At 49.2% G+C, this 20442-nt stretch carries 17 protein-coding genes; 12 read left to right on the top strand and 5 right to left on the bottom strand.

What is annotated here, in order from left to right:
• The first annotated feature begins 67 nt into the window (after nt 1–67).
• A complete protein-coding gene (sucC, locus tag NF212_RS12020) occupies nt 68–1234 on the top strand; it encodes an ADP-forming succinate--CoA ligase subunit beta (protein ID WP_434355920.1) in 1167 nt (388 codons plus the stop codon).
• Nucleotides 1234–2106, top strand: coding sequence for a succinate--CoA ligase subunit alpha (sucD, locus tag NF212_RS12015; RefSeq protein ID WP_434355918.1), 873 nt, complete (start codon nt 1234–1236; stop codon nt 2104–2106). The genes sucC and sucD overlap by 1 nt, the downstream gene beginning before the upstream one ends.
• 81 nt (nt 2107–2187) lie before the next feature.
• On the opposite strand, the gene znuB is transcribed toward sucD, so the two are convergent.
• Both znuB and znuC read right to left on the bottom strand, forming a co-directional pair.
• Nucleotides 2188–2973 (bottom strand): zinc ABC transporter permease subunit ZnuB, encoded by a 786-nt coding sequence (znuB, locus tag NF212_RS12010; RefSeq protein ID WP_434355916.1) that lies wholly within the window; start codon nt 2971–2973, stop codon nt 2188–2190.
• Nucleotides 2966–3739: a zinc ABC transporter ATP-binding protein ZnuC gene (gene znuC, locus NF212_RS12005; RefSeq protein ID WP_434355914.1), complete on the bottom strand. Its 774-nt coding sequence runs from the start codon at nt 3737–3739 to the stop codon at nt 2966–2968. The genes znuB and znuC overlap by 8 nt, the downstream gene beginning before the upstream one ends.
• Before the next feature lie 83 nt (nt 3740–3822).
• Between znuC and znuA the strand changes: the two genes are divergently transcribed.
• The 6 genes from znuA (at nt 3823) to NF212_RS11975 (ending at nt 12505) form a co-directional block, all read left to right on the top strand.
• Nucleotides 3823–4698, top strand: coding sequence for a zinc ABC transporter substrate-binding protein ZnuA (gene znuA, locus NF212_RS12000; RefSeq protein ID WP_434355912.1), 876 nt, complete (start codon nt 3823–3825; stop codon nt 4696–4698).
• The gene (gene mepM / locus NF212_RS11995) at nt 4695–6056 is read left to right on the top strand and encodes a murein DD-endopeptidase MepM (RefSeq protein WP_434355910.1); all 1362 of its coding nucleotides are present in this window, start codon (nt 4695–4697) and stop codon (nt 6054–6056) included. The genes znuA and mepM overlap by 4 nt, the downstream gene beginning before the upstream one ends.
• A gap of 174 nt (nt 6057–6230) precedes the next feature.
• Nucleotides 6231–8957: a helix-turn-helix domain-containing protein gene (locus NF212_RS11990; protein ID WP_434355908.1), complete on the top strand. Its 2727-nt coding sequence runs from the start codon at nt 6231–6233 to the stop codon at nt 8955–8957.
• A gap of 811 nt (nt 8958–9768) precedes the next feature.
• Entirely contained in the window at nt 9769–9996 is a 228-nt protein-coding gene (locus NF212_RS11985; RefSeq protein WP_434355906.1) for a FeoA family protein, read from the top strand.
• Complete coding sequence (gene feoB / locus NF212_RS11980; RefSeq protein ID WP_434355904.1) at nt 9993–12278, top strand: Fe(2+) transporter permease subunit FeoB; 2286 nt, start codon at nt 9993–9995, stop codon at nt 12276–12278. Before NF212_RS11985 ends, feoB begins: the two co-directional genes overlap by 4 nt.
• On the top strand, nt 12275–12505 hold the full coding sequence (locus NF212_RS11975) for a FeoC-like transcriptional regulator (RefSeq protein WP_434355902.1): 231 nt from the start codon (nt 12275–12277) through the stop codon (nt 12503–12505). The genes feoB and NF212_RS11975 overlap by 4 nt, the downstream gene beginning before the upstream one ends.
• A 174-nt stretch (nt 12506–12679) precedes the next feature.
• On the opposite strand, the gene NF212_RS11970 is transcribed toward NF212_RS11975, so the two are convergent.
• Nucleotides 12680–13117 (bottom strand): HIT domain-containing protein, encoded by a 438-nt coding sequence (locus NF212_RS11970; RefSeq protein WP_434360876.1) that lies wholly within the window; start codon nt 13115–13117, stop codon nt 12680–12682.
• Between the two features lie 84 nt (nt 13118–13201).
• Here NF212_RS11970 and NF212_RS11965 point away from each other — a divergent pair, with 84 nt between their 5' ends.
• The gene (locus NF212_RS11965; protein WP_434355900.1) at nt 13202–13807 is read left to right on the top strand and encodes a DUF924 family protein; all 606 of its coding nucleotides are present in this window, start codon (nt 13202–13204) and stop codon (nt 13805–13807) included.
• A gap of 96 nt (nt 13808–13903) precedes the next feature.
• Here the strand turns inward: NF212_RS11965 and argS are convergent, their stop codons facing one another.
• Complete coding sequence (gene argS / locus NF212_RS11960; protein ID WP_434355898.1) at nt 13904–15634, bottom strand: arginine--tRNA ligase; 1731 nt, start codon at nt 15632–15634, stop codon at nt 13904–13906.
• 392 nt (nt 15635–16026) lie between these two features.
• Between argS and NF212_RS11955 the strand changes: the two genes are divergently transcribed.
• Nucleotides 16027–16617 carry a VOC family protein gene (locus NF212_RS11955; protein WP_434355896.1) on the top strand — a complete coding sequence of 197 codons (591 nt, stop codon included), beginning with the start codon at nt 16027–16029 and terminating at the stop codon, nt 16615–16617.
• Between the two features lie 96 nt (nt 16618–16713).
• Here NF212_RS11955 and purU read toward each other — a convergent pair whose 3' ends face one another.
• Complete coding sequence (purU, locus tag NF212_RS11950) at nt 16714–17547, bottom strand: formyltetrahydrofolate deformylase (protein ID WP_054672376.1); 834 nt, start codon at nt 17545–17547, stop codon at nt 16714–16716.
• Between the two features lie 210 nt (nt 17548–17757).
• On the opposite strand from purU, the gene NF212_RS11945 reads away from it, so the two are divergent.
• The gene (locus NF212_RS11945; RefSeq protein ID WP_434355893.1) at nt 17758–19722 is read left to right on the top strand and encodes an ATP-dependent DNA helicase; all 1965 of its coding nucleotides are present in this window, start codon (nt 17758–17760) and stop codon (nt 19720–19722) included.
• Complete coding sequence (gene tsaB / locus NF212_RS11940; protein ID WP_434355891.1) at nt 19723–20418, top strand: tRNA (adenosine(37)-N6)-threonylcarbamoyltransferase complex dimerization subunit type 1 TsaB; 696 nt, start codon at nt 19723–19725, stop codon at nt 20416–20418. It abuts the gene before it with no gap.
• Nucleotides 20419–20442: the final 24 nt, after the last annotated feature.

The raw sequence follows: 20442 nt of genomic DNA, 5'->3' as shown, positions 1-20442 counted from the left end.
CATGAGGCCCCCGATACGTGGAAAGTAAAGATAATCACTACATGGACTAGAACACGGATAGAGCATCATGAATCTGCACGAATATCAGTCAAAGCAGCTATTTGCTGAATATGGTCTGCCCGTATCCGAAGGGTATGCCTGTGATACTCCTCAGGAAGCCGCAGCGGCCGCGGATAAAATCGGTGGGGACCAGTGGGTCGTCAAATGTCAGGTTCACGCAGGTGGACGTGGTAAAGCCGGTGGCGTAAAGCTGGTTAAAAGCAAGGAAGAAATTAAGGATTTCGCCCAAAACTGGTTGGGTAAAAATCTGGTGACTTATCAGACGGATGCTAACGGTCAGCCGGTCAGCAAAATTCTGGTTGAGTCATGCACAGATATCGCAAAAGAGCTGTATCTGGGGGCGGTTGTAGACCGTGGTACCCAGCGAGTTGTTTTCATGGCATCAACTGAAGGTGGCGTGGAAATTGAGAAAGTCGCAGAAGAGACCCCTGAGCTGATCCACAAGGTTGCGTTGGATCCGCTTACTGGCCCTCAGCCATTCCAAGGGCGTCAACTGGCCTTTAAACTTGGCCTGAAAGGTGCCCAAGTTCGTCAGTTCACCAATATTTATATGGGACTTGCCACACTGATCCTTGAGCGTGACGTTGCGCTGGTGGAAGTTAACCCTCTCGTTATTACCGCTACGGACGAACTGCACTGCCTCGATGCCAAACTGGTTATCGACAGCAACGCAGTATACCGTCAACCACAAATTCGCGACATGCACGATCCTTCCCAGGATGACGAGCGTGAAGCGCACGCAGCACAGTGGGAACTGAACTATGTTGCGCTTGATGGCAACATCGGTTGCATGGTTAACGGTGCAGGCCTTGCCATGGGAACCATGGACATCGTAAACCTGCATGGCGGCAGCCCTGCAAACTTCCTGGATGTTGGTGGTGGCGCGACGAAAGAGCGTGTTACTGAAGCATTTAAGATCATTCTCTCCGACGACAATGTACAAGCCGTTCTGGTTAACATTTTCGGTGGTATCGTACGCTGTGATCTAATTGCAGACGGTATTATCGGTGCTGTTGAAGAAGTGGGTGTTAAGGTTCCTGTTGTTGTGCGCCTTGAAGGTAACAACGCAGAACTGGGCGCTAAGAAACTGGCAGACAGCGGTTTGAACATTATTGCTGCAACTTCACTGACAGAAGCAGCAGAAAAAGTTGTAGCTGCAGCGGAGGGCAAATAATGTCTATTTTGATCAACAAAGATACCAAGGTTATCTGCCAGGGTTTCACCGGTGGTCAGGGTACTTTCCACTCTGAGCAGGCTGTTGCTTACGGTACTCAAATGGTCGGTGGTGTGTCTCCGGGTAAAGGCGGCACTGAGCACCTGGGTCTGCCAGTGTTCAATACGGTAGCCGAAGCAGTAGAAGCAACAGGTGCGACTGCATCAGTTATCTACGTTCCAGCACCTTTCTGTAAAGATGCAATCCTGGAAGCTGTCGATGCTGGTATCGAGCTGGTGGTATGTATCACAGAAGGTATCCCAACGCTGGATATGCTTTATGTGAAAGCCAAGCTGGAAGAAACCGGTACCCGTATGATTGGTCCGAACTGCCCAGGTGTTATTACTCCGGGTGAGTGTAAGATCGGTATCATGCCTGGCCACATCCACAAGCCGGGTAAAGTGGGTATCGTTTCCCGTTCCGGTACGCTTACCTATGAAGCAGTTAAGCAGACAACTGATGAAGGTTTCGGTCAGTCCACCTGTGTCGGCATCGGCGGTGACCCAATTCCGGGTTCAAACTTTATCGACATCCTTGAGATGTTTGAAAAGGATCCGGCTACCGAAGCTATCGTGATGATTGGTGAAATCGGTGGTACTGCAGAAGAAGAAGCTGCAGCATACATCAAAGCCAATGTCACCAAGCCGGTTGTGTCTTACATTGCCGGTGTGACTGCACCTCCGGGCAAGCGTATGGGCCATGCCGGTGCAATCATCTCTGGTGGTAAAGGTACAGCAGACGAGAAGTTTGCTGCGCTGGAAGATGCCGGTGTGACGACGGTTCGAAGCTTGGCTGATATCGGTAAAGCGATTCGTACCAAAACGGGTTGGTAATAGACAAACCGATTCGCAAAAGGGCTGCCCATTGGCAGCCCTTTTTAATGTCAAATCTGTATTGCCTTGGAACAGGATTTCTTACTGTTCGGCTTTTTTCAACTGGCTGATGATAAACAGGGAAGCAGCAGAAACAACAACTGAAGGTCCCGCCGGGGTATCATAGTTCCAGGAAAGCCAAAGGCCGGAAATCACCGCAAGCATGCCGGCGACACTTGCATTCACCGCCATTTGTTCAGGGCTTGTCGAGAAACGTCTTGCGATTGCGGGTGGGATAATCAGCAATGATGTAATGATAAGTGCGCCGACAAACTTCATGGCGAGCGCAATAACCAAGCCTATCATCAACATCAGGATCAAGCGCATCGCCTCAACATTTACTCCTTCGACCCTTGCCATTTCTTCATTGATAGTCATGGAAAGCAACGGACGCCACAACCAGGCAAGAAGCCCCAGCATGACCACAGCACCGGCACCAATCATCAGGACGTCATTTTGGTCCACCGCTAATAAATCACCAAAGAGGTAAGCCATGAGGTCAACCCTGACATTATCGAAAAAGCTGATAGCGACCAGGCCAAGGGACAGTGAAGAATGGGCAAGAATGCCAAGCAGTGTGTCAGTGGCAACCAGTTGCTGACGCTGAAGGCTTACCAGAATAAGAGCGAGTCCCAAGCAGCAGACAACCAGGGCAAGGTTAATGTTGATATTCAAAAGGACGCCAAGGGCAACACCAAGCAGCGAGGCGTGGGCGAGTGTATCACCAAAATAAGCCATGCGCCTCCAGACGACAAAAGAGCCGAGAGGGCCCGCAGCAACAGCAATTGACAATCCGGCCAGTAAAGGGGCAATCAACAATTCAGGCACGGTGTCGTTCCTTGTGGGTATGCTGACATGGACCGAGGGGACTTCCGCTCAGATCATGGTTATGGTTGTGATGGTGGTGGTACAACGCTAACTGCTCGCTCTCATTACGTCCAAAAAGGGCGATATATGATGGATGGTTGGAGATAGCCTCAGGCGCGCCACTACAGCAGACATGGTGTTGGAGACAAATAACTTCATCGGTTTTCGCCATCACCAGATGAAGGTCGTGAGAGACCATTAAAATCGCACAACCCAGCGTATGACGAAGTGATTCAATCAGGCTGTACATCGCGAGTTGTCCGTTAACATCTACACCTTGTACCGGCTCATCAAGTACCAGCAATTCGGGCTTTTTCAAAATCGCCCGGGCAAGGAGTACGCGCTGAGTTTCACCACCGGAAAGGGTATGCATACTTGAATGGAATAATTTCCCTGCACCAACAATTTCCAAGGCGTCATTGATTTCAGCTTGTTTTTTGATGCCGCTGAGCTTGAGGAATCGCTCAACGGTAATTGGCATGGAATCATTGAGTTTCAATTTTTGTGGTACGTAACCGATCCGTAACCCTTTCTTCCGGGTTACTTTGCCTTGAGACGGCTTTGTCAGGCCAATTACTGTTTTTACCAGTGTCGACTTCCCAGCCCCATTAGGGCCTATTAATGTCGTGATTTTTCCCTTAGTCAGCTTAAAGCTGACGGCATCAAGTACATGCCTGCCACTGAAAGTGACAGTGACTTGGTCTAGTTCAATCAAAGGGGAAGGCATAAACATCCAGCAAATTTGATCATTGAATTGTTATAATATAACATTCCGGGCCCATGGTATGAAGAAAGAAATTAGGCTGGTAAATGAAAAAGTTGCTGTTGTGGTTGCTGTTATGTGCAACGTTTCCTATTGCTTCCTATGCAAACCAAATCCAGGTTGTTACAACGATCAAGCCTGTATCACTGATAGTTAATGATTTGGTGAAAGGGGTTGCGACCAATCAAACCCTGTTGCCAGCCGGCGCCTCTCCGCATGACTATGCCCTGCGTCCATCGGATGTACGCCAATTGGATGATGCTGACCTGGTGGTTTGGGTTGGGCCGGGGCTTGAGATGTTTCTGTCAGACTTGGTCGCTCGAAAACCTCATAGTGTTCAGTTAACTGCAATCGATGGAATGAAGCTCAGAGAGTTTGATGCTGATGAGCACCATGATCATGACGGGCATCATCATGGCTCGGTTGATCCGCATGTTTGGTTAGGCCCAGCTCAGGCAGAAGTTGCGGCGAGTGCCATTACTGAAGCGTTAATAAACATTGATCCAGCGAATAAACAAAGCTACCAACAAAACCTCGAAGACTTTACAATGCGCCTCCACCGCGCCGACAACGACGTCAAGTTGATGCTAGAGCCGGTTAAAGGAAAGGGATATTTCGTTTTTCACGACGCTTATGGATATTTTGAAGATTTCTATGGTCTTACTCAGGCCGGGCATTTCACGGTAAGCCCTGATCGTCGCCCCGGTGCAAGGACCCTGAATAAAATCCGACACGCGCTTGAGGACAAAAAGGCTTCGTGTATTTTTACCGAGCCGCAGTTCAACCCACGTGTCGTAAACAGTATTACCCAAGGCATGAAAATAAAAATATCAACACTTGATCCTGTCGCGACCGATTACAATGGGGATTACCCTGGCTTTATCCGAAACATGGGTAAGCAGTTCGCGGAGTGCCTGCAATGAGCGATCGCGAAAATCTCATTGCATTGACGCGAAGATTACCTTTAAACAAGAAACGGATACTTATTTCACTTGGACTGGTTGTAGGTGCAGCAGTTATCTGGCAGCCAGAACATTCTCTCTTTTCTACTCCTAATATCGGTACTGAACACCGGGGCCGGGTTGATATCAATCTGGCCGACAGCGCAAAAGTCCCTCTGGCTAACATTGACAGTGAGCCAGTAGGTGAAAACATAGCGCCTGATGACCCTGCGCTCAGTGTGCCGAAAGATGACCTGGATAAACAACTTAGCGAAGACAAAGTTGTTCAACACAGCCATACCGTATCAAGTGGCGAGTCTCTCAGTTCAATCTTTTCCCAATATGGGATATCCAACAGCGAACTCTACGATTTGACCAAGGCCTACCCGGATGTTGCTGGCTTGAGAGTTGGCCAGGACCTGAGCTGGACCTTGGACAAAAAGGGTGAACTGGAGTCATTAACCATCCAGCGTGACCGCAAAACCAAGGATATTTATTCCTTTGCGAACGATAAGATTAACCACGAGCAGGATATTGCCAAGGGTGAATTTCGCCCGGTCATTCTTGCTGGCCGTGTCACGTCGAGCTTTTACCAGCAAGCCCGATCTGCAGGTTTGACGCCAAACCAGATTCAAACACTGGTCAAGGCATTGCAGTGGCGTTTTGATCTCGGTCGCCAGGCTCGCAAAGGCGATAAATTTGCAGTGGAACTGTCACGTGAATACATAGACGGTGATCCGGTTGGCTCAGGTGACGTCCAGTCATTGCTGTATCAATCAGGAAATGATCAGATTTTTATTCACCGTAATAAAGACGGTAAGTTCTACGATGCCGATGGTCACAGTTTGCAACGTGCATTCAACCGGCTACCGACAGCAAAACGTTACCGGATAAGCTCATCATTCAACCCGCATCGTCATCACCCGATTACCGGAAGAATCGCTCCGCACAACGGAACTGACTTTGCGGTGCCATTGGGCACGCCGGTTCTTGCTACCGGTGATGGTGTAGTGGTTAAGGCACAGCACCACAGACTGGCCGGTAACTTCGTGGTAATCAAGCACGGACGTGAATATATTACCCGTTATCTTCACCTTTCGAAGATTCTGGTTAAACCGGGACAACACGTGAAAATGGGGCAGAAGATCGCCCTGAGTGGAAATACCGGCCGTTCAACCGGACCGCACTTGCACTATGAACTTCATAAAAACAACAGGCCGGTGAATCCGATGACGGTCAGCCTGCCTCAGGCAAGCCCGGTACCAAGATCTCAGTTGAATGCTTATGAAGCTGAAGCGTTGGCCAGTAAGCAACGTCTGGAAACAGATCTCAACAGCTGAACTTCGTGAATAGTTATTGCCCTTCCGGGTAATCCTGGGAGGGCTTTTTTTATTGTGAATCGATTCTCACTGCGAAATGCGCGTTATTGCATATAAGGGCTATCTAACTCAGACTTGAGGTTGTTTTTCTTCCCGCCACTTACATCCGTCAGCAATGAATCGAGCAACATGTTAATGAAATGGCTAAAACCAAGGATGGTACTTTTTGCCTTTATATCGGCCATCATTACCCTGCTATCTGAATTTGCGGTCGTTGCTGCACCTGAAAGTTCCGCTGTCATCCAGTCAGAAAGCTATCGCTTGGTAACGCAGGCCGGCAAGGTTTGGAGTGTAGACGGCGAAGGTGTTGTCCAATCTGTTTATGCCGGGGATAAACACCTGTCGGATATTCAGCCTTCCATCACGATACCGGCCGTTTTCTATCAGTCTGATCTTTATCAGGTTGTTCGTAACCAGTTGCGCTATTTCAGCATTGGTTCAGGAAAAAATGGCGTTGCAGCAAACCTGCCGCATTCTGGCAAATGGTTGCTCTCTTCAACAGATAGCTACCTGTGGCTGGCGTCGGGCAAGTCCCTATACCGGGTGGATGGAAAAAGTTTGCAGGAAGGAGCCCAACTGGCGTCCATTGATGTACCTGTTAAAGAAATTGCTTTTCTCGGCAGCAGAGGAAAACACGTATACATTGCCAGCTACCGTAGTTTATTCAAGTTCGAAGAAGGGCGTTTTTCACAGGTCAAACTACCTACAAGAAATGCCATTACCGGTATTTGGGCTACAGACTATGGCATAATCGTAGCTTCGGACTCCCAACTGACGGCTATATCAAATAAACATACTGAAATTAAAACGGTTTATACCGGTGTGAAAATTCAGGATGTACTTTCTTACAACCACACCTTATTCATCGTGTCAGATCGGGGGCTTTTTGTTTGGAACCCTGATGAGATGGAAGAGCCGGCATTCAGCTCGGCTTTTGACCCGACTGCCAGCACTGTTATTGATGAGTACGGGAGGATATGGGTGTCAGATGAGCGTGGTGTTCGGACGATGTGGTTATCAAACCTGATTCCGACCAAGTCCCGCTCTTTGCCGAGTGACGGAGCCATAAGCCTGATTGGTGAAGATGGTATATTCTGGGCTCGAGGAGGCAGGATTGTCCGTGCAGATCAGTACCTCAATCAGCTGGCTGAAGTACGCGTTTCTGGAGAAGTGACTTCGCTGGTTGAGAGAAAGTCGGTTCTTTGGGCAACAATATCAGGACGATTGTACTCTTTCGATACATTAACTCTCGAAAGGCTTTACACAACTGTCCCTGCACAAATTGATAATATCTATGTCAATGAACTGTTTATTGACGGTTTTGACACATTGTGGCTTACCGGTACCGGTGAGTTGTTTCGCTGGTGGCCTGAAACTGGCACGGTAAATACTTTGCATACATTTTGGGTCGAGGGTGATGCGGCAAATACAGAGATTTCGTCACTCGTAGACACCGGACTTTACGGTATTTGGCTCGGCAGTAACCAGGGGTTGTACCAGTATGTTCATGGCAGCTTCTTCCGATTTTTGCCCTCAATGGGAGTGATCGACAATATCTATTTTGACGGCATTAATAGGATGTATGTTGAATCTCAGGGCCAAAAATGGAAGTTGGAGTTTGCTAAAGATTCGACTGAATTAATTCAGGAGGAAGTTGCCCTTGATGCTATTCCGGTATGTAAAGCCAGTCCAGGGCAGGGGTTGTGGGCTGTTTATTCAAATAACGTTGTTTTCAACGGGGTAAAGTGGACATCCTGGAAGTCTGAAAGATTAAACAGATGCGGGATTTTTGGTGAGTCCCTGATAACCGTTTCTGAAGATGAGGTTTCTTCAACGCCAGTCTCTTTGGTGAGGGATATTCTGTCGGCCCGTCTCCCTTCATTTGATGTGACACCTTATTCGCAAGATGACAGGCAGTCATGGCCTATTTTGCGAAAAGGACTTGAACACACACTGGTAATTCAATCTGACCCGTTACTTCCCCATGTCGGGATAAAATACCAGGTAGAGAGTGAGAACGGGGCTTCCGAATGGAAGCATGCACCTCATGGTCATATCACAGACCTTGCTGACCAGAGTGGGGATTTTAGGCTTCATATTCACCAGTCTGTCCCACCCTATGCCCATACGGATGTTACTTTCAACGTTAAATCCGAGCCAATAGTGCCTCTCTATATACTGGTTGGGTTTGGTACCTTGCTGAGTGGGGTTCTTTTGTGTGTGTTCATTTATCGCAGGCAGATAGATGAAGAAGCGGGTATCAGTCATGAAGAGTCTGTACAGTCTTCTCTTAATGATGCTGAATTCCTGCAAAAACAGTTGGATACGGTTGCGGCCAGCAAGGAGATAACCGCAATCCGTCCTCGTTCAATAAGGACACTGCGGCGAACTGAAAGCAATGTACCTGCAAAGCAATACCTTCCAAAGGTATCTGATTCATCTGGCACCATCCAGGCAGTCCTGCCTCTGGAATCAACGCTTTCCCCTTTGCCGATAACAGAAGGGGAGGGTAATAAGACTCAAGCCTTGCAGTACTCACTATGGCAGAGCCAGGTTGAAACTGTTGTCAGTGAACGCTTTTCTGATCCTGCATTTTCCCTGGCTGAACTGGCAAGTAGACTGCACCTGTCAGAACGAAGTATCCAGCGTAGGTTCCAGAAGGTCTATAAACAGACTTTCCGTGACTTTTTAACCCAGTACAGGCTTGAACGTGCTGCCGAGATATTGCTGAACGAAAATTGCCTTGTTTCTGACGTAGCGGAAGAGTGTGGTTTTAACGAACTGTCTTACTTTGGCGCCCGGTTTAAAGCTAAATACGGGGAGACCCCCAGTCAGTATATGAGCCGGAACAAAGAATATTAGTTTCTGGCAGTCTTAAGGCTGGGTATCACTCGCTCCCAAGTGTTTTGTGGCTCTATTAATCGAACCACTTTTTTCGTCATTCCTTCCGACTGTCATCTTCCAAAAGCTCGTTGCCCGGTTTGCCAACAGACCAACAGACCAACAGACCAACAGCTTGGCGCTCGCACCCGGAACCGAGTTTCAAGGGTCGATCAGGTTAATTGCTTGTACATGCTATCGGGGGCATCCGTGTATCGCATAGTGCTGCAGGTACCTATGACCGGTTCTTAAAGCGGGCTGATTTCAAGTGTAAGAGGGGAAAAGCCAAAGAAAAAAAGAGCGTGATATGGCCGGGGAGACCATATCACGGGTGCCAATGACACCTTCGCTTGCTGCCGGAGATACGTGGCTTGTGCCACGTACCTGCGTACTAGGTCCAACGCTTTGTTGATGGAAGTATTTATAACGAATTAACCCATTAAGGCGTTATGAGTTTTGTGACAGTTTTTTGTCTTGGCGGTTTATCTAACTCAAAGTCAGTATAACTAACTGTAATTGTTAAATATTATTCCGTTGTTATTTTTGTTTTTGACGTATTTTAGGAAAAGTTTTCGTACTGAAAGTGTCAATTATTAGCCACTTCAATTCTGCAATTAACGGTTTTAACGCAAGTTTTTCCGGTGTGTAAGGTATCTCGGAAGACAAGTGGATAAAAAAACAGCTTCATTTCATTCCTGCAAAATGAGTTTATTGATTTAACTCAATTCTTTTCTGAGTTGTCAGCGTAAAATCTGAAACGTAATGACAATAATTTTCATTTAGGTGGGTGACGATGAAGTTAGCCGACTTGGCTTCTGGAGCAGAAGCAACGGTTTTTTCACTGGAAGCAGTGTCATCAGCTACGCGTAAAAAGCTGATGGTAATGGGAATTCTTCCTCAAACGGCGATTACCAAAGTGCGTGTTGCACCAATGGGTGACCCGATTCAAGTACGAGTGAGAGGCGTTGATGTTGCTATCCGTAAGTCACTCGCTGAATGTATTGAGGTAACACCGAAATGACCACTTATACACTTTTGACAGTTGGTAACCCTAACAGCGGTAAAACCACACTCTTTAATGGTCTGACGGGTGCAAAACAACAGGTTGGCAACTGGGCGGGCGTAACCGTTGAGAAAAAAACCGGCCAATATGAATGTTCCGGTGATCTGTTTTCCCTGACGGACCTGCCAGGGATTTACTCTCTTGATAGTGGTAACGACCTGAACAGCCTTGATGAAACCATTGCTTCGAGCGCTATCTATAATGCTGATGCAGATGTGATTATTAATGTCGTTGATGCCACATCTCTCGAGCGCGGTCTTTACATGACCTTGCAGCTTCGTGAGCTGGGTAAGCCAATGGTCGTGGTTTTAAATAAACTGGATGCCGTGCAGCGTTTGGGGCAGGTTATCGATATTGATAAGCTGGAAAAACACCTCGGGTGCTCGGTTTTTGCGCTGTCTGCAACAAACAAGAGCCAGGTAGATGGCTTTAAATCACGTTTGCATAAGCTGTTGGCACAGGGTGTGCGCCATTCGCCGATGGAATTGACTTATGGTTCCGAGATTGAAAATGCTATTGCAGAGGTAATGAATACTGTCGATTTTGACGGAATTGACGATGCCCGTGCCATGGCTATCCGGATCCTGGAGGATGACGCCCTGGTTATTAACAGACTGGGTGAAGAAGATCGTGCCAAGGTCTGTAATCTCCGCAATAAACTTGCAGTCGACATTGATCTTGAGCTTGCCGTGGCGGATACCCGCTATACATTCCTGCATAAAATATGTACTGAAATCCGTCGCCAGCAGGGGGCACTGAGCCGTCATGCCAGTGACATGATTGACAGCATACTGCTGAACCGTTTTGCCGGTATCCCCATTTTTCTCGGTGTGATGTACTTGATGTTTATGTTTGCCATTAACATCGGCAGTGCATTCATTGACTTCTTTGATATCAGCTTTGGTGCGGTATTGGTCGAAGGTGGTCATTACCTGCTGGACGGTCACCTACCTGACTGGCTGGTGACTGTACTGGCTGACGGTTTTGGCGGTGGTATTCAGACCGTTGCTACCTTTATCCCGGTTATTGCAGCGATGTACCTGTTCCTGTCCGTGTTGGAAAGTTCAGGTTATATGGCGCGTGCTGCTTTTGTCCTTGACCACCTGATGCAGAAGATTGGCCTGCCGGGTAAAGCGTTTGTACCGCTTATTCTCGGTTTTGGCTGCAACGTCCCGGCTGTTATGGCAACCCGTACCCTGGAACAAGAGCGTGAGCGTAAACTGACTGCGGCTATGGTTCCGTTTATGTCCTGTGGTGCTCGCCTGCCGGTATTTGCGTTGTTTGCTGCCGCGTTTTTCCCGGATAACGGCCAGAATGTTGTGTTCCTGCTTTATCTGCTGGGTATCCTGGCGGCCGTACTGACCGGTGTAGTGCTGCGCCACACGCTTTATCCGGGGAACAGCGACAGCTTTATTATGGAAATGCCCAGCTACGAACTGCCTACCGTTCGTAACGTGGTTATCAAGACCTGGCATAAGCTGAAGAAATTTGTCCTCGGCTCGGGTAAAACCATCGTGCTGGTCGTTGCTATTCTGAGCTTCTTCAATTCACTGGGTATGGATGGCACGTTCGGCAACCAGGATTCCAAGAATTCTGTGCTTTCCAAGGTTGCCCAGGTCGTGACACCTGTGTTTGAGCCTATTGGCGTGAAGCAGGATAACTGGCAGGCGACTGTTGGTATCATTACTGGTATTTTCGCAAAAGAAGCGGTTGTAGGTACGCTGAACAGCCTGTACGCCACCGGTAGCGGTGAAGATGGCGGAGAGTACGATCTGCTGGGCAGCCTGAAGGAAGCACTGCAATCCATTCCTGATAATCTGGCCAGCCTGAGCTACAGCGACCCGCTGGGCATTGAGGTCGGAGATCTGCACGACAAAAATATTGTTGCAGAAGAACAAGGTGTGGACTCAACTATCTTTGGCAACCTGCAGTCCCACTTTGTCAGCGGCAGCGCAGCCTTTGCTTACCTGTTGTTTGTACTCCTGTACACCCCGTGTGCTGCGGCGCTTGGTGCATATGCCCGCGAGTTTGGCCAGTCATTCATGTTGTTTGTGGCCGGATGGACATTTGTGTTCGGTTATATCGCGGCAGCTGTGTTTTACCAGGCGACACAAATCACGGTGACACCGGTTTACAGCATTTCGGTTATCGCAATTTGTGCTCTAGTCGTGATTGCTGTGATTTTGATGTTGCGACGTAAAGCAAAAGAGAACCCGGTATTGGAGGCACTTGCCCAATGATTCTTCAAGACTTGCGACAGGCAATCGAAAACCACGGCACAGCGACTCGCTCTGAGTTGGCGAAAAAGTTCAGCTTAAGCCAGGATGGTGTAGACGCGATGATCGGAGTCTGGGAAAAAAAGGGTAAGGTAAAACGCATTGTGATAAACACTGGGTTGGGAGGCGAAGATGTCAGGTATCACTGGCTGACATCCTCATCAGAAATTCCCCTGACAGTGCGTTTCTGAATAACCCAATTAGTGGTTTAAAGAGAGCAAAACGCGGCGATATCTATCGCTGCGTTTTGCTTTCATTCTGCGTTGCTGTTTCTTGATTTAGAGCCACTAGATCGTCAAAACAGCGCCTTGACTGACAGCCAATCAACTCTCGCTGAAAACTGCATCTTGAGGTGGCTGGGTATATTAGGCCGGAATAAAACCGGTAAAATTTTTCAGCTTTTCCCTGAACAAGGCAACCAACGCCTCTTGTTCATCTTTGTTTCTCAGTGTTCCGTCGGTATTTCCCCAAACAGGTCCTGGCCATGCGATGTCATTGCTGAATCGTGCGATATGGTGAACATGGAGTTGTGGAACCATATTACCCAAAGCGCCAACATTGATTTTTTCCGGGTTAAATGCTGTTTCCAGAAGCCTGGCTACAAAAGATGATTCCTTGATAAAGCGAATCTGGTCATCTTCGCCCATGTGGTGGATTTCACGCAATGCCTCATAACGGGGAACTAGGATAAGCCATGGGCCGATATTTTCCTTATGTAAAAGCACGCGGCAAAGCGGAAGGTCACCAATCCAATCAGTATCGGCATCCACGCGGGGATGCAGGGAAAACGCTGAGGTATTCATCAGTTGTGTCACTGTGTTATAGATAGTTGGTGCAAGTAAATCACGCACCAGGGAATCATGCAACGGATGATAGGAGTGGCGGGAATGCAAGACGAATATCAGGATATTCTGGACTTTTGGTTTGGCCCCATCAGTGGGGAAGTGTGTGAGGAGAACCGCCAGAAACTATGGTTTATGGGTGGCGTAGAAATTGATGAGGAAATAAAGCAAAGGTTTGGTGATCGCGTCGTAATGGCTTCTGAAGGGGCTTTGGAGCATTGGCTGGAAACCCCGGAAGGTAACCTTGCTTATGTCATTCTTCTCGACCAGTTTACCCGCAATATCTACCGCAAACAGGCTAGGGCTTTTGCATCAGACCACTTGGCGAGAAAAGCTTGCCGCGCTGGTTTGGCGAAAGGTTTTGACCAACAACTTGCACCCATTCAGCGGGTGTTTTTCTATCTCCCTCTCGAACATTCAGAAGATTTAGCCGACCAGCAAGAGTGCTGCGATCTTTATGCGGCTCTTAGAGACAGCGTTTCCGAGCAAAATGAACCGGTATTTGCCGGGTTCTATGACTACGCGGTGAAGCACCACGATATCATCGCCCAGTTCGGCTGTTTTCCCCACCGGAATGATGTTTTAGGGCGTGAGGGTACGGAAGAGCAAAATCGTTGGTTGGAAGAAAGTGGTGTGCGGTTCGGGCAGTAAGTGATTCAGTTTGAATTAAAAAATCCCCGCCTGGAAATCCTGGGCGGGGATTTTTAAACAGACCATTACGGTTAATGGTCTGCCATACAAAGCATGTTACATGCGATCCAGGGTGTTAATACCCAGCAGATCCAGACCTTGCTTGATGGTGCGAGCAGTCAGAGCGGCCAGACGCAGGCGGCTTTGCTTGGTTTCACCTTCTGAATTCAGGATTGGACACGCTTCGTAGAAGCTTGAGAAGGCACCAGCCAGTTCGTAGAGGTAGCTACACATCATGTGTGGCAGGCCTTCACGGGCAACCTGCTGTACAGCTTCTTCGAACTGCAGCAGTTTTGAAGCCAGTGCTTTTTCTTTTTCATCAGCCAGGATGATGTTGCCTTCCAGGTCTTCAGGGCTAATACCGGCCTTGTTGAAGATAGATGCGATACGGGTGTAAGCGTACTGCATGTATGGCGCGGTGTTACCTTCGAAGCTCAGCATGTTGTCCCAGTCGAAGATGTAGTCAGTAGTACGGTGCTTGGACAGGTCCGCATACTTAACAGACGCCATTGCAACAGTTGTTGCGATATGACGCTTTTCTTCTTGGGTGAAGTCAGACTCTTTGCTGTCGATCAGCTTGAATGCACGCTCTTCAGCTTCATCCAGCAGATCTGCCAGACGAACAGTACCACCGGCACGGGTCTTGAACGGTTTACCGTCTTTGCCCAGCATCATACCGAACGCATGGTGCTCCAGAGATACTTCTTCAGGCACATAACCGGCTTTACGCACGATAGTCCATGCCATCATCAGGTGCTGGTGCTGACGGGAGTCGATGAAGTACAGCACACGTTCAGCGTTCAGATTCTCGTAACGGTACTTGGCACAGGCGATATCAGTAGTGGTGTACAGGTAGCCGCCGTCACGCTTCTGGATGATAACACCCATAGGCTCGCCGTCTTTGTTCTTGTACTCGTCAAGGAACACAACCACTGCGCCGTCATCTTCAACAGCCAGGCCTTTTTCTTTCAGGTCTGCAACGATGCCTGGCAGCATGCTGTTATAGGTGCTTTCACCCATAACATCTTTGTCAGTCAGGGAAACACTCAGGCGGTCGTAGTTGCGCTGGTTTTGCTTAAGGGTGATTTCAACCAGTTGCTTCCACTTCTCTTTGCAGTATTCATCACCGCTTTGCAGGCGTACCACGTAGTTACGGGCAGTTTCTCCAAACTCCGGATCCTCATCATAAAGAATCTTAGATTCGCGGTAGAAACCTTCCAGGTCGCTGATGTTCATTGATACGTCAGCGCCATCCTGCTCTTTACGAACCATGTTAGCGATCAGCATACCGAATTGGGTACCCCAGTCACCAAGGTGGTTTGCACGGATAACGTTGTGACCCAGGAACTCAAGGGTACGCACAACAGCGTCACCGATGATGGTTGAACGCAGGTGGCCAACGTGCATTTCTTTTGCAACGTTTGGTGCTGAGTAGTCAACAACGATAGTCTGAGGCGCTTCTTTGGTGACTGCGAGACGAGAGTCAGTCAAAGCCATATCCGCCTGCTTGGCCAACCATGCATCGTTCAGGAAGATGTTGATAAAGCCAGGGCCTGCGATTTCCACCTTTTCTGCCATTTCAGACAGGTCCAGGTTATCCAGAACTTTCTGCGCAAATTCTCGTGGATTACAACCCAGCTTCTTCGCTACACCCATTACGCCGTTGGCCTGATAATCACCAAATTGGGCCTTTGCAGACTGCCTTACTGCCGCAGGGCTGCCTTCAGGTGCTCCGGCTGCTGTCATCGCAGCAGCGACCTTTTCATTGAGAAGAGCTTGAATATTCACTCGATTACCTTTTGCGCTCAGTATCTAATTGAAGTACCGGTACAACGTGGCTGTGCCGGTGCCTGGTGCATTCCGCCTGCGGGGGAGATTCTTTCCGTCCTGGGCTCCTAAATGCTATCTTTCGTCCGATGATTTGGCAGATAGCGGTAGTCCACAGGTCAAATGTGGGAATGCGGACTGTCAATGGCCCTAATAATACCCATAAATCACGGTATTTTGGCAACCCGAAATAAAGAATAATGAAGAATTTTTTCTACGGGTAAAGCTGAAGAAAATACGAGGGAATCAATGGCGGAACAGTTGGCCGTCCTTGGTTGAGACCTCACGTATCATAGAATGGCGTTATGAATAGTTATGCGCTGAATGTGCGTGCTACGCAGATGGAAGAAAAGATGGAAAATAAGATTGTCGATACGTTATCCGTTGAAAAGCTGGAATCTTCGCTGACAGCGTTTACTTCCGAGGTGAAAGTGCTGGTTGATTTACTCGGTCTGGATATGACGCCGTTCCAGCCGGATCATATTGCCTTGCGGGTAAACAATACGGAGTCAGCAAAAGCCCTGCAGTTGGCGTGGATGAAAAAAGGCCAGTTGTTGTCAGAGAATATTATCAATGGCCGTCCAATCGTTGTTGTTGGCCTTGATGAAGCATATACCACAGATTTCGGCAACATAGATTGCGTAGAGCTCCCCTATCCGGGAGACAAGCGTTACCCGGTTGAAGGCTGGGAGCATATAGAATGGGTCATCCCCTCAAAAGCTGAAACCGTTGAAGCCTTGCTTGAAGACGTACTGGTACTCTTCCCGGCTCTTGAAGAGAACTGGGCGCATCTGCCAGGGATGGGTGTGAAGGTTAAATGCAGTTCTCCGAAAGGTGAGGGGGAGCGGATTTCAAACCCGACTGTAGCATTTAAGCGAGACAATATTTGTATCAAACTGCACCCGGTTTCGCTGAGGGCGGTAATTGAAAGCGAAAGCAAATAGATCGAGCAAGCAGTGAGAGTTGAGTCTGGAGTGGCGGGATTGCTGCCACTCCGAACATCGGTGTAAATTGCTCGCTACTCGCTACTCGCTACTCGCTTACAAAATCACCGTCTTGTTTCCCCACACAAACACCCGGTCTTCCAGCACCATCCCCAGGGCTTTTGACAGCACCTGCTTTTCAACATCCCGGCCGGACTTTGCCATGTCTTCTGCGCTGAAGGTGTGGTCGACCGGAATGACATGCTGGCCGATGATTGGGCCTTCATCGAGGTCATTGGTAACGAAGTGCGCCGTAGCACCGATAATCTTTACGCCGCGGACCCAGGCCTGGTGGTAAGGACGGGCACCGATAAAGGCAGGCAGGAAGCTGTGGTGGATATTGATGATACGGGCCGGGAACTGGGCAACAAAGTTTTCTGTCAGTACACGCATGTACTTCGCCAGGATAATGTAATCCGGTTCATACTGGCTGATAACACTCAGCATGGCCTGCTCATGTTCCTCACGGCTCAAGCCTTCATGGGAAACATGGTGGTAAGGAATATCGAACTTTTCTGTCAGTGCTTGCAGAGTATCGTAGTTTCCGACCACGGCAGCAATATCGACATCCAGTGAACCGTCGAAGGCTTTCATCAGGATATCGCCAAGGCAATGTGATTCCTTGGTGACCATGATAACAATGCGCTTACGGCGGGAATCGACCAACTTGCGGTAGCTGCCCTGCGGCAGGGTACGGTCGATATCCAGCAGGAAAGTGTGGTCGTTAAAGTAACCTTCCAGTTCAGTGCGCATAAAGAACTGCCCACTGTCGTGATCAACGAATTCACGGTTCAGGATGATATTGAGTTGGTGCTTGTAACAAATATTGGTGATTTGGGCGATAAGACCTTTTGCGTCTGGGCAGTAGGTCAACAGCGTTTTCCGTTCCATGGGGCCTGCATATCGTTGATTTGATTTAGTGTTGAACAGATTTTTTACTCTGTTCTGATTGAAGGGTCAAACTTATTTGACCCATGCCACACTTTTTGCAACACCCGGCTCGTATATAACGACAGGGTCATTTGACCTGTCAGCCGGTTGCGTAGCACCTTACCGGAAGCAATGGCATAATGCATTCAAACAGTACTGTATAGATTTACAATGATAGAGCGATTTTTTGCCCCGGATGGGATGCTGGCCCAGGCGATTCCCGGTTTCCAGCCCCGCCAGCCTCAGACCGATATGGCGCTGGCCGTTGCATCGGCGATTGAAAAGCAGTCCCAACTGGTTGTTGAAGCCGGGACCGGTACGGGCAAGACTTTTGCCTACCTGGTACCTGCGTTGGCAAGTGGCAAAAAAGTCATTATCAGTACCGGATCCAAAGGCCTGCAGGACCAGCTCTTCCACCGGGATCTGCCACGCATTACCAGTGCCATGGGGTTTACCGGCCGTATTGCACTGCTAAAAGGGCGTGCCAACTATCTTTGCCCGGAGCGGCTCAGCAAACAGGTGCTTGAAAGCCATGACGGTCACTCAGACCCAACGTTATTGACCCAGTTGGTTAAGATTCGCCAGTGGGCATCCGAGAGCAAAACCGGTGATTTGGGTGAATGCGATGTGATTGCTGAGGACAGCCCAGTTATTCCATCCATTACCTCCACTAATGACAACTGCCTTGGAAAAGATTGCCCGAGCTACAAAGACTGTTATGTTGTCCGTGCCCGTAAAAAGGCCATGGAAGCTGATCTGGTGGTGGTTAACCACCATTTATTTATGGCGGATTTGGCGCTCAAAGATACCGGGTTTGGGGAGTTGATCCCGGAAGTGGATGTACTGGTGTTTGACGAGGCCCACCAGATCCCGGATATCGCCAGTCAGTATTTTGGCCAAAGCATATCGAGCCGTCAGCTTCAGGAGCTCGCGAAAGACGTCAACATTGCCTACCGGACAGAGCTTCGGGATACCCGTCAATTGGAAAAAGTGGCCGACCGCCTTTCCCAATGTACATCAGACCTGCGTCTGGTACTGGGGGAGCCGGGTTACCGGGGCAACTGGCGTGAGATGGTTAAAAACCCTCCGGTGGTCAGGGAATTGGAAAGGGTCGCGGAGGCATTGGATCTGCTCCATGAAGTGGCCAAACTGTCACTTGGGCGAAGCCAGCTTCTGGACTCCGCGTTTGAACGGGCAACGCTGCTGAAAAATCGCCTGACCCGGCTGTCTGACACCAGCATTCCCGGGTATTCCTACTGGTATGAGTGCAGTAAGTATCATTTCAGCCTCAATATCACACCGCTTTCGGTAGCGGAAAAATTCCGGGAACAGATTGAAGCTCAACCCGGTGCCTGGATCTTCACTTCTGCCACCTTGGCAGTTGATGATGACTTCAGCCACTTTACCCAACGCCTGGGGCTCCAGCCGGCGAAACAACTGACATTAACCAGCCCGTTTGACTACGAAAACCAGGCATTGCTTTGTGTGCCCCGCTTTTTGCCAGAGCCCAACAGCTATGGCATCGCAGACAAGCTGGTAACGATGCTTGCTCCAATCGTGGAGCAAAACCAGGGGCGTTGCTTTTTCCTCTGCACTTCCCACCAGATGGTACGTGATCTGGCTGAGGGATTCCGTCAGCGATTAACCCTGCCAGTACTGGCCCAGGGTGAAACATCGAAACAGATGTTACTTAGCCAGTACCTTGAACTGGGGAATGCATTGCTAGTCGCTACCGGTGCCTTCTGGGAAGGGATTGATGTTAGAGGACAGGCACTCAGCTGTGTTATTATCGACAAATTGCCCTTTACGGCACCGGATGATCCGCTGTTAAAAGCCCGGATCGAAGATTGCCGGTTACAGGGGGGCGATCCATTCTCACTGGTTCAACTGCCTGATGCGGTCATTACCCTGAAGCAAGGAGTCGGACGCCTTATCCGCGATGAAAGCGATAAAGGTGTCCTGGTCATTTGCGATACCCGGTTAGTAACCCGCCAGTATGGTGCTACCTTCCTCAGAAGTTTGCCGCCAATGCCTAGAACCCGGGATCTGGAACGAGTCAGTGAATTTCTGACTTCCATTAATGGATCGCTGGAATTAACTGAACATAGCGAAGACAAAGAGCGCCCTGAGGACTGAATGACTGTAAAAATCCTCGCCGTTGATACGGCTACCGAAAACTGTTCCGTTGCACTGCTGGTCGGTGACGAAGTGTATTCACGCAGTGCGCTGGCGGCTCGCGAGCACACCACCCGTGTTTTGCCTATGGTTGATGAGGTGCTGAAAGAAGCCGGCATCACGCTGAAGGATGTTGATGCGTTGGCATTCGGACAGGGGCCGGGGAGTTTTACCGGAGTACGTATCGGCATCGGTATTGCACAGGGCCTGGCGTTTGGCGCTGATCTGCCAATGATTGGCGTCTCCACACTGGAAGCGATGGCGCAAGCCTGCTATCGCCTGCATGGAAAACACAACGTATTGGCTGCCATTGACGCTCGCATGAGCGAGATTTACTTCGGGCAGTACCAACGAGCTGAAAGTGGGGACTGGCAGGCGGTCGTAGCTGAAGCAGTGGTTGCACCGGATGTACTGGCACTGTCTGAAAAAGACGATGTCTGGTCTCTGGCAGGAACTGGCTGGAGTGCCTATCCGGAACTGGCATCCTCACTGGGGTTGGAAACAGAGGACGTTGGCATACTGTATCCTGAAGCTCAGGATATGGCTGTAATCGCAAAACGGGCATTGGCAGAAGGGAAAACCGTTGTGCCTGAAGAGGCCGCGCCGGTCTACCTCCGCGACACTGTCGCCTGGAAAAAATTGCCAGGTCGCGAATAAGCGACGAAAATAGAAAGAGTTAAC

The organism is Parasalinivibrio latis (genome assembly GCF_036825535.1).
Taxonomy (GTDB): domain Bacteria; phylum Pseudomonadota; class Gammaproteobacteria; order Enterobacterales; family Vibrionaceae; genus Parasalinivibrio; species Parasalinivibrio latis.
The sequence above is the reverse complement of the archived record's forward strand: the minus strand, read 5'-3'. Positions and strand labels throughout refer to the sequence as shown.